Consider the following 12965-nt stretch of genomic DNA (forward strand, 5'->3'; position numbering starts at 1 on the left):
TTGCTTTATGAAAGCATGTAAAACCTCCGTGTTTCCCCGGAGGTTTTACATTTTTATTATTTTGATTTTTTAATAAGCGGCATAACCATTGTACCTATCAGTTCAATGGATTGCATCAATTGTCTATGAGTTAATCCGGCATTATCCATCTGAAAAGTAAACCGGTCAATTCCGCCCAGCGCTTCACTGTGCCGTAATAATTTTTCGGCAACTTCTTCCGGGCCGCCAACCACCAACACCCCTTTAGGCGCAATTAAGGCATCAAAGCCGGCTTTCGTTACCGGGGGCCAGCCACGCTCCTTACCTGCTTTGGTCCATAGTTCGGCATAACCCGGATAGTAGTCTGCAACGGCCTGCTCACTGGTCTGTGCCACATAGCCCGGTGAGTGTAACCCCACTTTTAACTGCCCGGGCGAAAACCCTGCCTGGGCCCCTGCTTCGCGGTACAGGTCTATCAGGGGGCGAAAGCGTTCCGTTTCCCCGCCGATGACAGCGACCATTAAAGGAAGTCCCAAAGAACCTGCCCGTATAAAGGAAGCCGGTGTGCCACCTACACCCAGCCATACCGGGAGCTTTTCCTGAAAGGCTCTCGGGTAAACGGGCTGGTTGGTTAAAGCCGGTCTGAATTTTCCTGACCATGTTACATATTCCTGCTCTCGTATCTGGAGAAATAATTCCAGTTTTTCTGCAAAGAGCGCGTCATAATCCTTAAGGTCATACCCGAAGAGAGGGTACGCTTCGATGGCCGAACCACGGCCTACAACCAGTTCTGCCCTTCCTTTTGAAATGAGATCGAGCGTAGCAAAATTCTGATATACCCGTACGGGATCATCCGTACTTAAAACCTTAACGGCGCTCCCCAAGGTGATATTTTCGGTCCTGGCAGCCGCAGCAGAAAGAATTACCGCCGGCGCCGAATCCAGAAATTCTTTTTTATGATGCTCCCCGATACCAAAAACATCAAGGCCTGCCTCATCGGCAATGACTATCCGGTCCAGTAACTGTTCCATGGCATCTGCACTACTAAGATAGCTGCCATACATGGCCGATGCAAAACTATCGATTCCTATTTCCATTTTTTTCTGATTTTAGTTAAACACATATTGCTCAGGAAAGCGCATTCGGCGGAGGTCCCCCTGCAGGTTTGCTTTTGTCTTCAGGTAAGGGTACATATTCCTCACTATCCATTGGAGGTAAATCAATGCGCCCTTGTTTCCAATCTTCCTTTGCCTGTTCAATCCTGTCTTTTCTGCTGGAAACAAAGTTCCACCAGATATACCGGTCCCCCAGGTGTTCGCCACCAAGCATCATCAAAGTAGTCGGTTCTTTGGCTATGATCAACGGATCAACGCCTTTGGTAAACACCAATAACTGTCCCGGTTTGTACGTAACCCCATTTACTTCAACACGCCCCCGAACAAGGTATGCCCCGCGTTCACTATGTCCTTTAGGCAACCCAAAACGAGTGCCTGGCTGTAGCACAACATGCACATAAAATAAGGGAGAATGTGTTTTTACGTTACTTTTCAATCCGTAGGCATCTCCTGCAATCAGGCGCATCCAAACACCTGTATCGGTAAAAACCGGCAATTGTTCCGATTTGTAGTTCTCAAAGGAAGGATCGCTTTCTTCATCCTTTTCGGGAAGCGCCACCCATGTCTGTATCATTTCCAGCTCGCCGCCGGACAGCATGGCCGGGTCTTCAAAACGTTCACTATGCGTAATCCCCTTGCCGGCAGTCATCCAGTTGACCTCCCCGGGTTTTATAACCTGTTCTACACCCAGACTATCCCTGTGGGTCACATTCCCGCTAAACAAATAACTGACGGTAGACAGGCCGATATGCGGATGTGGTAATACATCAAGATTATGTGTCTGTGCTACCGGTATATTCACAGGGCCTCCATGATCCATAAAAATAAAAGGGCCTATCATCCTCCTAAGCCTGTAAGGCAGGATCCGCTTAACGGTGAAACCTGCTGAAAGTTCGGCCTGCCTGGCTTCTATAACAATATCTAACATAAGCAATAAATTATCGACAATGAGAAATCATATACATACGCTATACTGGTAATCCTGGAATTATGGTGCCCGGTTTCCCTTAATCTTCTAAAGGGTTTACGGTTCCTTTCATTGTATAAAAACTTCCGTCGGGCAAGGTTGCATTGCTGTAAATAATCCCGTTCTCATGGTCTTCCACATGGGTTACCGTTGCCCCGGATTTTTCTTTCCATGCCACCATGTATACCTGTGGCCGAATTTCTGCTATGGTAGTTTTCACACTTTCCGAATACCCGTTCTTGGTTAAACCGCCTCCTTCTATAACTGTAAAAACCATAGTTTCATCCGTTTCAAAAAAGAGTTCGGTTTTCAAAACGCCTACATCCATGATATACCTGTTACCCGTTAGGTTGTTTTTCATTTTTAAATCTGTTTAGAACAATAGTTTAATTAATTTTAAGTGGCGAAAGTGCCGTAGCATTGTCATTACCACCTATATATTTTTGACAGATCGGCATGCGCTGCCAAGCTTAGCTTCGGTATATTATTATGGACTTCAACATTAAATTCGGGAATGGTTTTTACACCCTCGAAATCAATGGGTTGTCCTGCTATCATATAACGTGCTATCTGTTCTTCCAGCTCCTTTTTGTCCAGATAGGCAGCACCTGCGTTAATAAAATCATCTACGGTTAACACCTCATCCTTCTTTTTTGCCTTTCTAAGCTCATACAGGTCAAGCAACATGTTCCTAAGGGTGAATTTCCCATCCGAAGCCAGCCTGATCTGGTTATCGAGGTAAAAAGCGTAGATGCATCCCCGCCTGTAAGGAAGGACACCGTAGTTGGCATAATCTGTCCAGTAATTTGTGGCAATGGAATCGTTATGCACATCTTTGATCGCACTCTCGTAATGCTTTTTGAAGTTCTCTTCATTAAAGTAATGCAGAAAGTCCTCCTCCCCGTATATTTTACTGTTTGCCAGATTAATGATTGTAGCATAATCGTTAAACCCTTCACCAAACCATTGATGGTCAAAACTATTTTCTCCTATAATGATTTTGATTCCAATCCAGGTGTGCGATGTTTCGTGTGCTGTAACGTACTTGTCCCTTGTACCAAATTTTCTTCCCAGCTTCATGACGAAGCCGTTTCTCATCCCAAACCCACCCCCGCCTATTTCTTTCTGGTTGTTTTGCAGCGCCGTAACAGCCAAATAATAGAACGGGAATTCGGTGTCGTTCCAGAACCTGTGGATGCTTTGGAAATAGCTTTCAAAAAAAGGGCTGAGACGCTCCTGCAAGTCATTTCCATAGTTGTCTTCCTTAGTGGTTACAGCATAGTAAGGGATTCCCAGAACGTCGTATTCCTGCACGCCAATATTATCACCCATCACGAAGTACACTTTTTGTGAGAGGTTGTCGTAATAGTCTATAAGCTTTTTTGACGGATCAGTTTGAGATGGCTCGACCGAATTGAAATAGGTTAAATTTTCCGGATATCTGCGCCAGCTGAACGACACCAAAGGATTACTTTGGTCGGTTATAGCCAAGTCAAATTGCATGTTTACCAAGGTCAATATTCCTTTGCTAATTACCGGCCTGAACAGTTCGGTTAGAGATATGGTAGTTGGTTTATCTACGGGAAGTGAACCCTCTATCTCATACGTGATCCTATGGTTCTTTGCCCCATTGTGGTAAATGGTTATCCGCCTGTCCGCTTCGTCTATCCTGACCACTTCAGGCCGGGTAACACGAATATTCCGGATAACTTTAAATATATCATTCTGCCCTCCAAAACCCGGGTCTCCGAATATAAATACGGTACTGTCTTTTTGAGATGCAGCATATGTGAGTTCAACCGCCAATATAGCTGAATCTCCATCCCAGCCGAGCACGTAATCCATAAAAGGTTTTTGCTGCGCATAAGAATGAATACCAAGAGTTAATAGAAGGACTAATATTATACCGTTTTTTTTCATTTCCCTAAGCCTGTGCTGTTTATTAATGGGTTATTACAAAAAAGAAGTCATGGCATTTCCATTAGCGGATTTTGAGACCGGGACTTCTTCCTGTACCACATCCCAGTGTTCTGCTATTTTTCCGTCTTCTATTCTAAAGATATCAACAACAATAACCGGTTTAGGTCCCCAGCCATTTGTCAGACTATGGGTAATGACGATATCGTTTTCTTCCACGATAATACCCGGTTGCCATTTGAAGTCTGCATCTAAAACAGTTAGCAGGTTTCTGAGTCCTTCATGACCGCTTATCATCGACGGGTTGTGTTGCTGATAGGATTCATGCCAGTACCGCTCAATGGCTGTGTTGTCCTTTTCGTGGAACAATTCATTCATTGCTTTTAGAACGAGTTCTTTATTTGTCATTTTTCCTTGTTTTTCCGTTTACACTAAAGTTGCATTTAAAGTAATCTCCAATTTAAGAGCGTTACTTACAGGACAGGTTTCTTCCGCAGATTTTGCCATTTTTTGAAATTCTTCTTCCGTAATTCCGGTAATTTTTGCAGTCAGAACCAAGTCAGATTTTGTGATAACACCATTATCTAATGTGATCGTTGAGGTCGTGGTCAGTTCCTCCGGCTGATAGCCTGCCGTGGTGAGATCTGCACTTAATTTCATAGTAAAACAGCCCGCATGTGCTGCTGCCATAAGCTCTTCCGGATTGGTTCCTGTTCCGTTTTCAAAACGGGAAACAAAAGTATAAGGCGTTTGTTTTAAAACTCCGCTCTGTGAGCTAAGGTGTCCTTTACCTTCTTTGATTGTGCCGTTCCATACGGCTGTTGCTTGTTTTTTCATTAGTTTATTAGTTTTTAGTTCTTAGTTGGTAGTTTGCGACTTCGGACTCCCGACTTTCTGCCATCCCGTCGTTTACAAACTAACGATGGTTATAATTTTATTTGATAATTAAACTGGCACTGCATATCTGGTGTATACAGCACTATAAAGTATGATTTTCAGACTGGTTTTAGTTCTTTGCATTATAATACCCTCCGAAATATTTTACCGGCGACCATTCCGGAAGTGTTTCAGGCAATTCCGGAGACAGTTCGCTGTAGTCGTCTGCTCCGAAAACCACTCTTCCGTCAACTACCGTTAATACGGAGGAGATCGTTTTTATTTCTTCATCAGGAATGGTGAAATAATCTTTGTCCAGCAACGTAAAGTCGGCGAAATACCCCGGAATGATTTTACCTGTTTCGCCCTCCTGATCTTCAAACCAGGTGGGGCCGACCGTAACCAGCTTCAAGGCTTCCTCTCTGGTGAGCCGGTTATCTTTCGCCAGTATCTCGGAACCCGAAACCGATTTCCCGGTCGTCATCCAGCTCATACCGATCCACGGGTTATAGGATGCGACCCTGAATGCATCGGTAGTCATCGTCAGAGGGATCCCACTGTCTACCAATTGTCGTAACCCTGGGGTTTGCGAAGCTTTTTCCGCTCCGTATGTTTTTACAAATCCATCTCCGTGCATGGCCATCTTCATGTCCAATGCGATACCACCACCCAGTTTTTTCACCCGTGCAGCATTTTCGGGGGTAATCGTTTCGGCATGTTCTATACTCCAGCGCAAGCCATCCAAAGGTGTTTCTTCATTTATAGCTTCTAAGGCGTTCAGGAATGGTGTGATATTTTCGTTATAACTAATGTGCAAACGAAAGGGGATCCCTTTCCCTACAAGTTTTGTGATGTCTTCTTTTATATATTGCTGCATTAATTCTTCATCTATAATAACCGCAGGCCTGTCAAAATTCTCATGATCGTGTATTTCCAATCTGAGTATCTCACCTGTTCCTTCATATTCATGACCATGAGCCATAGTTGGATGCATATTTTCTCCCGGGCTTATAGGAGATTTTCTTGTTACGGTATTAATCTGTGCGTCTACCAAACTGGGACTACTTGTGTCACCAAATTGAAGATCAATGAATGGCATTCTTATGTTTAACCGATTTTCTTTTGCCAGCTGTTGTATAGGGGTATGACCATGCGGATAACCATAAATGCTTGCTGCGTCTACGGCTGTAGTAACTCCGAAACGGTTCATATGGTGTACAGCATTGGCAATAGAGCTTATTTGCTCTTCTTCTGAAGGTTGTGGAACCATTAATTCCAGAGCCGCAAAAGTAAATGTATAGGAATGTACAATACCTGTGTACTTTCCGTTTTTGTCCTTTTCAAAAATGGTTCCCGGAGAATCTGGGAATTTATCCGTTCCTACTCCGAAAGCTTCCATGGCCAGATCATTTAAATAAGCACGATTGTATGCATACTGAACAATGACAGGTCTGTCCGGAACTGCTTTCCTGATCTCCTCGATGGTTGGCAAGCGGTTTTCTTTAAACTGGTATGGCGACCAGCCTCCGATCACTTTCACCCATTGCCCTTCAGGAGTTCGTTTTGCCTGCACCCTCAACATGTCCAATGCCTGCTTTAGTGTGGGCACACCTTCCCATCTCACATTGTAGTTGAAGCTCCTTTCGTTCAGTATATGCGTATGGGCATCGTTGATTCCCGGTATCAGCCGTCTTGCACCGGCATCGATAAGCCTGGTGTTGTTATCTTTGAGCTCTAATATCTCTTCATCGGTACCTACAGCATAGATTCTCCCTCTTTTTACAGCCAGTGCGGAAGCCCCGGGCCTGGTCAGGCTTCCGGTACTGATTTTTGCATTAAATACAATCATATCGGCTCCGGTAAATTGTTTATTGGATTGCGCCCTGCTGTTAAAACCGCAGATCATCACAATCACAAGGACGATTAGTTTTTTCATAAGATGTCAATGTTACGTCAAGCTTGTTTTTTGATAATTTATTTTGCCATACTTTCCGGCATAAAAATCCCGGTAAGCATCCGCTATCTCAGTCCGGCTGTTCATCACAAACGGGCCTTCGGCCACAATGGGCTCGTTGTAGGGCGCTCCCCCGAATACAATCACATCTATGGCGCCATCAAGTTTGTTCTCCATAGTAATTTCACCTTTATCCCTGTCAAATTCCACGAATTCCCCGGCTTCGAATTCCGTACCGTTAACCACGGCGTTTTTTGTGGGCAAAAAGGCGGCTACCTCTGTGTTTTCCTCGATGGATATCGTAAAACCCTTTCGGGCCTCCAGGTGGATATGATATATGAATTGGGTAGAATAATCCGGTATGGCCGAATGCAGATCTTCATATCCGCCCACGATCACCTTGATCCAGCCTCCATCATCAGGTAATACTTTTCGAGGGACCTCACTGGCCTGGATTGCCAGATATTCCGGCTTTTCGGCCTTGTTCTTCGCAGGAAGGTTAATCCAGAACTGAAAAGCATGAGTATGATGGGTTCCGGCCTGAGAATCGACATTCAACGTCTCGTCATGGATAATTCCGTTTCCGGCTTTCATCCATTGGATACCTCCGGAATACACCCTGGCATAGTTGCCGGCGCTGTCAAAATGTTCATCTTCACCTGCTATAATATAACTCAGTGTGGCGATCCCCCGATGCGGATGTGCTCCTGTACCGCTGTCCATAACCTCAGGTTGGTGTCGGGGCACGATATGGTCCAGAAAGACAAAGGGCCCGACGGCATCCGCATACCTGTTGGGCAATATCCTGTTGATCGTCAAATCTCCTATATCGGCCCGGTGTCCTGGTGTTGAAAAACTGGTTCTCTTTTTCATAGTTTATTTTTGTTTAATCCAGGAACACATAAAGTGCCTGTATTTTTTGGTTTCGGAAAACAGCGATATCCATTCCCGTTTGCACCGGAGGCTTTCCTGCAGGGCCTATGCCCCAGATCAACCGTCCGATATCATTATTGATAACCACAGGTTTTAACAGACGAAAGACAAAATCTTCCGGCATTTGCTTTAAAACCCCGGTAACACTATTATTAGTAGCTTCATGCCCATAGGTCTGATGCCCCACATGAAAGAGACCACTATCACTGGCATATAGTTTTTCAATGGCTTTCAGCCGAATGGCACTGTCTCTTTCGTTCCAAACTCTTTTCAGATTTTCCTCCATGACGGAAGCAAGTACTGTATCTCCCATAGCAATTATTCTGGTTAAAGAACAACCGGCCCCGGGATAGATCGGGACCGGTAAAATCTTTTGTTAGTTTTCCTCCTGTACAGGTGTAGCCAAAAGTTGTAATTCCCATGCCAAAGCGATCCCGCTTGCTCCTCCATGATCAAAAAGAACATCGGAGAGCTGGGTAGCCGTCCCGGTACGGGCCCAGTCGCGCTGCCATTCGGAGACCACAGCGATCCAATTGATGGGCACAATCCCCACCTGGGTCATTCGTCGCACAGCCATATCGTGTGCTTCAGCCGACGTGGATCCACTGGCATCCGTGACCACAAAGACGTCATAGCCCTCCCCTACTGCCTGGATGGCAGGCATGGCCACACATATTTCCGTCCACAGCCCTGCTATGATCAGCTGCTTACGTCCGCTTTCTTTTACGATATCCGTAACGTTGGGGTCTTCCCAGGTATTGATAAAAGTCCTGTTGATGGGCTTTTGCTCAGGGAATATATCCTGCAGCCCTTTCATAATATAGCCTCCACGTTCTTCGATCACTGTAGTAAGAATAGTGGGTACGTTAAATACTTTTGCCGCTTTCGCGAGACCAACCACATTATTGATGACCATGGTCGGTTCATGACTGTTCAGGTTGGTAAACTGATACGGTTGATGATCGATTAATACCAGGATGCTATCTTCCGGTCGAAGAAGTCCTTCAAGTCCGATTTTCGGTGTTTTGTTCATAATGTCTGAATTTTTAAATGTTTTTTAATTGATGATCATCCCTTACCGCGATATATTAAAAGTTCAGGACAGTCATTTGCTGCCTATACATAAGCCAGTTTCATGCCGTTTTTCTAAGTTACTGTATGTCAGTTGATTAAATCAAAAAGCAAAAACAAACTTATTCTATTCTATTATAAAATTCTATTATTTTAGAATTTAAAACTATCTTTACCTGGGTCAAAAACGTATAATCGATGAGCAATATTACGGATGAATTAGAGTTAAAAGGTTGGTTGATGGACCGACTTCCCTACGAAATGGTCTGGGTCAGGGAAGACAGCCAGATCATATACGCCAATGCCAGGTTTTGTAAGGGAGTAGGCTATAGTCTAAAAGAATGCATGAAACTTAAGGTTTCGGACATCAATGTTACGGTCACCCCAGAAAGCTGGAAGAATCATTGGGAAGAAGTAATGACGAAGGGCGCCGTCCAATTCAGAGCTGTACATAAAACCAAAAAAGGGAAGTTCTATGAAGTTGAAGTCCATGTACAAAAATTCTCATATAATGGAAATAGTTACATCTGCGGAACAACAAATGAATTTTCTGAGTCCAGTTTTTACAAAAACCTGATTGACAATACCCATAGCATAGCCAATGTCGGAGGATGGGAATTGAATCTGCATGACGGCTCTATTTTGGCCACCAATTGTGCACTGGATATTTTAAATGCTGAAAATTCGGAAGAGTTGACCCCGCCTAAGGTCATCTATAAATTTAAAGACAGTGGCAGGTTTAAGTTCTTACTCGGGGAGGTCATCAGAAAAGGGATTGCTTTTGATGAACTGTTCGAAACCAAGGATTCGCCTCCACGTTACATTCGGGCCGTGGCCAAACCTATTTTAAAAGGGGATAAAATTTACAAGGTCCTGGGAGTTTATCAGGATGTGACCGAGATTAAGCACAAGGAAAATGACGTAACACTCTACAAGACCATCATAGACAACGCCCAGGATTTAATCTATGTCTATAATGACAAGGGAGATTTGCTTCATTACAGCGAATCGCTGATCGAAAAGCTGGGATTCAGCAAGAAGGAGCTGAATAAGATGAGTATGTTCGATCTGGATACTTCGGTTACGCGTGAATTCTATAACTCCCATTTTGAAGAACTCAGAGAAAAAGGGTTACATAGATTCGAATGGCTCATTTCCAGGAAGGACGGAACCAAATTCCCCGTGGATATTACAGCAAGCCATTTAAAGTATTACGATGAAGATTATAGCTGCGCAGTGGTAAGGGATATTACGGCTAAAAAAATGCGGGATCTAAAACTTTATGAAGCCTTAGAAGAAATCAAATTCTTAAAGGAACGTCTCGAAAATGAAAATGAATACTTGCAGGAAGAAATAAGCAATAAAATAAACTTTAATAACATAATAGGCCAAAGCCAAGCTTATAAAAGTGTACTTATACAGGTTGACCAGGTGGCTCCTACCGAAGCAACTGTACTGATAACCGGGGAGTCGGGCACCGGCAAGGAATTACTTGCCCGGGCCATACACAACAGCAGCGGGAGAAAGAACCGCCCGCTCATAAAACTCAACTGTGCCACACTGCCCAAAGACCTTATAGAAAGTGAATTGTTCGGCCATAAAAAAGGGGCCTTTACCGGGGCCATCGCCAATAAAGCAGGTAAATTTACGCTTGCGGACGGAGGTACCATATTCCTTGACGAGATCGGGGAACTGCCAATTGAACTTCAACCTAAACTCCTGAGGGTATTGCAGGAAGGGGAATATGATGAGCTGGGCGGCACCAAAACCATAAAAATCGATGTGCGGATCATTGCTGCAACAAACAGGGATTTAAAGGAAATGATACGTGAAGGCCAGTTCAGGGAAGACCTTTACTACCGTCTAAATGTTTTCCCTATCCACAATATTCCGCTCCGGGCCAGAAAGGACGACATCCCCCTATTGGCCCAGTTTTTCCTGGAAAAATATTCCGCCAAGGCAGGAAAAACTTTTAAGCGTTTATCCAAAGATACCATTGACGCACTCATGCACTATAATTTCCCCGGGAACATCAGGGAACTGGAAAATATGATCGAGCGTGCGGTAATAGTGGAGAATGGCCCGACTTTGAAACCAGGAAACTGGATTCCCGAAAAAGACATTGTAGCCGCATCCAACGACTTTAAATCATTTGAAGCAAATCAGAGAGATTATATTATTGAAGTACTTGATCATACCAATTGGCGTGTCAGCGGACCGAATGGAGCTGCAAAAATTTTAAAGATGAAGGACAAAACCTTGTTTGCCAAAATGAAACGCCTGGGTATCGAAAAAAAAATCAGCCTGAAATAAAAAGTAGTATCCTGCTCCGAAAACCCATACGGATTTTCACATCACCGAATCATGGCCGGAATCGTTCATAGCTATAAAAAAATGAGAGACTATTTAAAAACATTCGGTATACTGACCCAGCACGAAATCGACTCGTTTGAAGAAAAAGCACGGAGCCAGAAGCTGAAGAAAGGAGATTTTTTAATCAAAAAAGGGCAGATATGCAAAGAAGTCGGATTTGTGACTTCCGGAGTATTAAGGTCGTTTTACCATTCGTCATCAGAAGAAGAAGTCACCTATTGTTTTACATTCTCCAATTCGTTTGCAAGTGCTTATTCTTCATTTTTATCACAAGATAAAACAGTCGAGAATATTCAGGCTTTGACCGATGTTGATATCCTGACCATATCAAGAAACGAAATTTTAAAATTGGAGCAATCGAGTACCAACTGGCTGAAATTTTTTAAGCATATTACGGAACAGGAATACATCCGGATGGAAAAAAGAATTTTCATGTTACAAAAAGAAACCGCTGAAAAACGCTATCTGAATTTGCTTACTAATCATCCTGAATTTATACAACGAATCCCCCTCAACTTCCTCGCTTCCTATTTAGGCATTACGCAAAGACATCTGAGCCGGATAAGAAGAGTGGTTTCGAATTAGACAAATGTCCTTTCCGGAAAAACATATCGTATCGTTATTTGTGAAAAATATACAACAGGTATGAAACAAGTTTTAATAATCAACGGACATCCCGACAAACAAAGTTTTAATTACGCCTTATCCGAAGCTTACATTAAAGGCGCAGCGACAACAAATGCGGTATTGACCCAAATAAATATTGCCGAATTGGAATTCAATCCTAATCTCGCCTTTGGATACCGAAAACGAATGGAATTAGAACCCGATTTGTCGGATGCCATAGACAAAATTAAAAAAGCAGACCATATCGTATGGATATTCCCCATGTGGTGGTGTGGCTACCCCGCGCTAATGAAAGGCTTTATCGACAGAACATTTCTGCCCGGAATCACCTATCAGCCCATTGAAGGGAAACCGTTACCCAAAAAGCTTCTGAAAGGAAAATCAGCGCGCTTGATCATTACGTCCGACACGCCAAAATGGTATGATTTTTTGATTATGAAAAGACCTCTTATACATCAGTTAAAGAAGGGAACATTGCAATTCTGTGGCATACACCCTGTACAAGTCACTTCTATTACTCCTATCAGAAATTCGACTCCGGATTTTAGGGAAAAATGGTTGGATAAAGTATTCTTATTGGGAGAGCGATTGAAATGATTACCACCAACCATCTGTGATATTGATCTTCCCGGTCCGATAAACTGAGTCAGGTTTCCAGAAACCACAATTACGGGTATTGATCTTCCCGCTTTCCATACTTGGGATTACCGGGACAGTATCCGGTATTTCCCGGAGCATCTTTTCTAAGGCTGCAGTATACCGCCCGTTGAGAAGCCCAGCAAATTAGTACCGGGTTTTGACTCCATTCAAAACATCACTTTGTATAAATTGTTTTTCTGATTGTTCATGAGGTTGCAAAAAACGGATATAGTATACCACTAAAAACGGGTGAAAGTGAGCATAGCACAGCGGGTGAAAGTGAACCACCTAAAACGGATGAAAGTGAACCACTAAAAATCGATTCTATTTGAAGTGTGCGCAATAGTCTTTTTTTGTTAAAAAGATTATGGCCAACAAACAAATAGAAATGCGAAAAGTAAAAAAGATATTCAAGTTATACAGTGCCGGGGTCAGTAAGCGCCGGATCAGTTCCCAGTTGGGGATCTCCCGTAATACCGTAAGCAAGTACATCGCTTTTTTTCAACGTTACCAG

Annotated in this window: 14 protein-coding genes; 4 read left to right on the top strand and 10 right to left on the bottom strand. The window is 43.5% G+C overall.

All coding sequences use genetic code 11. From position 1 onward, the window contains the following. Window positions 1–56: 56 nt before the first annotated feature. The 10 genes from BT112_RS11535 to BT112_RS11580 form a co-directional block, all read right to left on the bottom strand. The gene (locus BT112_RS11535; RefSeq protein ID WP_072317521.1) at window positions 57–1076 is read right to left on the bottom strand and encodes an LLM class flavin-dependent oxidoreductase; all 1020 of its coding nucleotides are present in this window, start codon (window positions 1074–1076) and stop codon (window positions 57–59) included. Between the two features lie 31 nt (window positions 1077–1107). Then, complete coding sequence (locus BT112_RS11540; RefSeq protein WP_072317522.1) at window positions 1108–2022, bottom strand: pirin family protein; 915 nt, start codon at window positions 2020–2022, stop codon at window positions 1108–1110. 79 nt (window positions 2023–2101) lie between these two features. Further along, on the bottom strand, window positions 2102–2422 hold the full coding sequence (locus BT112_RS11545; protein WP_072317523.1) for a MoaF-related domain-containing protein: 321 nt from the start codon (window positions 2420–2422) through the stop codon (window positions 2102–2104). Window positions 2423–2487: 65 nt separating this feature from the next. Further along, window positions 2488–3906 (bottom strand): gluzincin family metallopeptidase, encoded by a 1419-nt coding sequence (locus BT112_RS11550; protein ID WP_072317524.1) that lies wholly within the window; start codon window positions 3904–3906, stop codon window positions 2488–2490. A 108-nt stretch (window positions 3907–4014) separates the two neighbouring features. Next, on the bottom strand, window positions 4015–4386 hold the full coding sequence (locus tag BT112_RS11555; protein WP_072317525.1) for a nuclear transport factor 2 family protein: 372 nt from the start codon (window positions 4384–4386) through the stop codon (window positions 4015–4017). Between the two features lie 18 nt (window positions 4387–4404). Beyond that, window positions 4405–4815, bottom strand: coding sequence for an OsmC family peroxiredoxin (locus BT112_RS11560; RefSeq protein ID WP_072317526.1), 411 nt, complete (start codon window positions 4813–4815; stop codon window positions 4405–4407). A gap of 169 nt (window positions 4816–4984) precedes the next feature. After that, window positions 4985–6790, bottom strand: a complete 1806-nt coding sequence (locus BT112_RS11565; protein ID WP_072317527.1) for an amidohydrolase — start codon at window positions 6788–6790, stop codon at window positions 4985–4987. 12 nt (window positions 6791–6802) lie between these two features. After that, window positions 6803–7681: a pirin family protein gene (locus BT112_RS11570; RefSeq protein ID WP_072317528.1), complete on the bottom strand. Its 879-nt coding sequence runs from the start codon at window positions 7679–7681 to the stop codon at window positions 6803–6805. A gap of 13 nt (window positions 7682–7694) precedes the next feature. Then, window positions 7695–8054 (bottom strand): nuclear transport factor 2 family protein, encoded by a 360-nt coding sequence (locus BT112_RS11575; RefSeq protein ID WP_072317529.1) that lies wholly within the window; start codon window positions 8052–8054, stop codon window positions 7695–7697. Window positions 8055–8117: 63 nt separating this feature from the next. Then, on the bottom strand, window positions 8118–8774 hold the full coding sequence (locus BT112_RS11580; RefSeq protein WP_072317530.1) for a hydrolase: 657 nt from the start codon (window positions 8772–8774) through the stop codon (window positions 8118–8120). A gap of 236 nt (window positions 8775–9010) precedes the next feature. Here BT112_RS11580 and BT112_RS11585 point away from each other — a divergent pair, with 236 nt between their 5' ends. From BT112_RS11585 to BT112_RS11600, 4 genes are all read left to right on the top strand, one after another. After that, window positions 9011–11125 carry a sigma 54-interacting transcriptional regulator gene (locus BT112_RS11585; protein WP_072317531.1) on the top strand — a complete coding sequence of 705 codons (2115 nt, stop codon included), beginning with the start codon at window positions 9011–9013 and terminating at the stop codon, window positions 11123–11125. A gap of 81 nt (window positions 11126–11206) precedes the next feature. After that, on the top strand, window positions 11207–11770 hold the full coding sequence (locus BT112_RS11590; RefSeq protein ID WP_072317554.1) for a Crp/Fnr family transcriptional regulator: 564 nt from the start codon (window positions 11207–11209) through the stop codon (window positions 11768–11770). 60 nt (window positions 11771–11830) lie between these two features. Continuing rightward, window positions 11831–12409: an NAD(P)H-dependent oxidoreductase gene (locus BT112_RS11595; protein ID WP_072317532.1), complete on the top strand. Its 579-nt coding sequence runs from the start codon at window positions 11831–11833 to the stop codon at window positions 12407–12409. A gap of 430 nt (window positions 12410–12839) precedes the next feature. Beyond that, the coding region (locus BT112_RS11600; protein ID WP_175545788.1) for a helix-turn-helix domain-containing protein at window positions 12840–12965 on the top strand (126 nt) is incomplete at its 3' end.

The organism is Sinomicrobium oceani (assembly GCF_900119185.1).
Classification (GTDB): domain Bacteria; phylum Bacteroidota; class Bacteroidia; order Flavobacteriales; family Flavobacteriaceae; genus Sinomicrobium; species Sinomicrobium oceani.